The sequence below is a fragment of the Cupriavidus phytohabitans genome (genome assembly GCF_000426345.1).
GTDB lineage: Bacteria > Pseudomonadota > Gammaproteobacteria > Burkholderiales > Burkholderiaceae > Cupriavidus.
In genome coordinates this window covers 1-2,399 of record NZ_AUFE01000197.1, presented here as the reverse complement: position 1 = coordinate 2,399, position 2,399 = coordinate 1, and the positions used below count along the sequence as shown (strand labels likewise).

2 protein-coding genes are annotated in these 2,399 nt (G+C 58.1%); both read left to right on the top strand.

All coding sequences use genetic code 11. The features are described from left to right. The first annotated feature begins 199 nt into the window (after positions 1-199). Entirely contained in the window at positions 200-1,435 is a 1,236-nt protein-coding gene (locus tag K309_RS0134570; RefSeq protein WP_029050433.1) for a site-specific integrase, read from the top strand. Beyond that, the gene (locus tag K309_RS0134565) at positions 1,432-2,349 is read left to right on the top strand and encodes a tyrosine-type recombinase/integrase (RefSeq protein WP_029050432.1); all 918 of its coding nucleotides are present in this window, start codon (positions 1,432-1,434) and stop codon (positions 2,347-2,349) included. The genes K309_RS0134570 and K309_RS0134565 overlap by 4 nt, the downstream gene beginning before the upstream one ends. The last annotated feature ends 50 nt before the right edge of the window (positions 2,350-2,399 follow it).

The window sequence follows — 2,399 nt, the reverse complement described above, 5'->3', positions numbered from 1 at the left end:
GTTTGATGAGGGCCCAGAATCCTCCGCCTTTCAGTCACGCTGAGCTCTCAGACTGAATTTTTCAGGTCCGACTATCTACCCTTCCGGATTATGTCTTGTAATCGCGTGATGGCACGTTTTTCAAGGCAAACGGGCGACGCCAGATAGAGATAATCTTGACTCCTTCCACCCGCTCCCCACGCCGGGGAAGGAGGTCATCGTGAAGTACATCATCCATGATCAGGTCACACTTGCTAAAGCGCCAGAAGGTCCGCTTGCAGCCCATTTGGCATCCTTTGCGAATGAGCTAAGCGCGCAGGGATACAGCGGGCAGTTGCTGAAGCTGCAGGTCCGAATCGCGGCACATTTTAGCCGATGGCTAAAGCAGAGAGGCGTCGGTGCGCGGGACATCTGCCTCGAGCACGCGACGTGGTATTTACGTTATCGCGCCCGGCATGTCCGATCATACCTTGACGATCGGGCTGCGCTCGGACATCTCATCGCCTTTCTCGATCGTGAGAGGCTGATTTCGGCGCAGAGGATGCCCGCGCGTCGGCTGACCCCGATAGAGTCCTGTACCCTGGCTTATATTGAGTATCTGCACGAGGCGCGCGCCCTGTCCAAAGCGACGATCGTCTACTACGTGCCGTTCATCAGGGAGTTTCTCGAACATTGCTTTGATGACGGGCCCATCAGGCTTTCGCGTTTGCGTGCCGGCGATGTCGTGAGCTTTGTGCAATGTCAGGCACTGCGTCTACATCTGAAGCGCGCGAAGCTCATGACTACAGCGCTGCGATCTTTTCTACGTTATGCGCGCTATCGCGGCGATACTACGTTGGACCTGGCTGCCGCCGTTCCAGTCGTCGCCAACTGGTCAATGCCGTCCATTCCTCGTGCGATTTCTGCTGACCAGACGCGGCAACTGCTGGCTAGCATCAATCGACAGACTGCGGTCGGTCGCCGCAACTATGCCATCTTGCTACTGCTCGCGCGACTAGGGTTGCGCGCTGGTGAGATAGCCTTTCTTGAGCTCGATGATATCGACTGGGGCGCGGGCCAATTGAGCGTGCACGGCAGGAGTGGACAACGCAACGAGCTACCGTTACCCGCGGACGTCGGCAAGGCCATCGCCGCCTACTTGCAACACGGGCGGCCGAAGAGCGCCAGTCGCCGCGTATTTTTACGTGCAAGGGCGCCGATCACAGGCTTTGGGCGAAGTGGCGTCGGCTCCCTCGTCCGGCATTCGCTTCAGTGCGCAGGCATCGACGCGCCCACGAGGGGTGCCCATCAGTTCCGCCACGGCCTGGCCACCCAGATGTTGAACCATGGAGCTTCGCTCAGCGAGATCGGCGAGCTGTTGGGTCATCGTCATCCACAGACCACGAAGATCTATACCATGGTCGACATCAAAGCATTGCGCACACTCGCTTTGCCCTGGCCCGGAGGTGTACGATGAATACGCTTCGGCAGGCCGTTCAGGATTACCTCAGTCTGAGACGCAGCCTGGGATTCAAGCTGAAGGAGGCAGGCAAGGCTTTGCAGGACTTCGTCGCGTTCATGGAGCGGCATCGTGCGTCATACGTGACCCAGGCGCTGGCATTAACCTGGGCTCAGCAATCATCAAATGTCCAACCCGCGCAATGGGCGCGACGACTGGGCTTTGTACGCGATTTTGCGCGATATCGCAGTGCCACCGATCGCCGCACAGAGATACCGGCGCGGGCCTTGTTGCCGTTTCAACCGAGGCGGGCTCGGCCGTACCTATACTCGGCCAACGAGATCCGCGCACTATTGCGGGCTTCGCTTAAGATGCCACACCGCTATGAACGAGGTGCACTGCTGCCCTGGACCTATCATTGCTTGTTCGGGTTGTTAAGCGTGTCGGGCATGCGTCTGGGTGAAGCGCTCAATCTCGAGATTCAGGACGTGGATCTGACGGAGGCGATATTAACGATCCGCGGCGCGAAGCTCGGCAAGTCCAGACTCCTTCCTTTGCATGCCTCGACCTGCAAGGTGCTCGCGGACTATATCGCACGACGCGAACGTCATTGGGCGGGGCGACCGGTATCTTCCTACCTATTTGTCTCCAGCCGGGGCAATAGGATGGACACCGGTGCCATTCATCGCACTTTTTACGCGTTATCGCGGCAGATTGGCTTGCGTGGGGCATCCGACAGTCACGGGCCGCGTCTGCATGACATGAGACACGTGTTTGCGACGAACACGCTTGTACACTGGTACCAGTCCGGACAGGATCCCGAGCGCCGTCTGCCGATTCTGTCGGCTTACCTCGGCCATGTCCACGTTGAGGATACGCATTGGTATTTACTCATAAGTCAGGAATTTAGCGGACAAATGTTCTATGCTTGAGCGATAGTCATTGAGGAGTGCGCTCATGAAACGGGACGGCCGCAGCCTGG